The organism is Streptomyces sp. SID12501 (genome assembly GCF_010550245.1).
Classification (GTDB): Bacteria; Actinomycetota; Actinomycetes; order Streptomycetales; family Streptomycetaceae; genus Streptomyces.
Genome location: NZ_JAAGLU010000577.1, coordinates 1 through 455 on the forward strand (window position 1 = coordinate 1; position 455 = coordinate 455).

Sequence of the window (455 nt, forward strand, 5' to 3'; positions counted from 1 at the left end):
TCCTGGTGCACAGCAACCGGGACCGGATGACCAGCCCCCAGGCCACCCAGTCCCTCACCGCACGGGCCCGCCGGGCCGGCGCCCGTACCTGCATGATCACCGTCCGGGGCGGCGACCACGCGATGATCCGCCGCGCCCCGGCCTGGCACCACCTCACGACCAGCCTGGTCACCGGGTTGCTGGGAACCGGCAGTCTGCCGGGACCTGTCACCGCCGCCCTCGGCCTGCCGCCGACCGCCGAGCCCACCGAGGGCACCTTCGACCTCGACCGGCTGCGCGCCGAGCGGGGCGCGGCCGGGCTGCAGCCGAGTTCCTGACCCCTCCGGTCCGGCCGCATCCGCCGTCCTGGGGATGCGGTGCCGGAAGCGGACGCCCAGGATGGAGATCCGGAGGCCGATCTACGGCGGAGGAGAACCCCTTTGCAGGCCGAAGCGTGCGGCGACGGTATGCCGTCG

1 pseudogene is annotated in these 455 nt (G+C 74.5%); it reads left to right on the forward strand.

Going from position 1 to position 455, the window contains the following annotated elements:
* Positions 1-317: pseudogene (locus G3I71_RS47355) on the forward strand (alpha/beta hydrolase); the annotation flags it as partial.
* Positions 318-455: the final 138 nt, after the last annotated feature.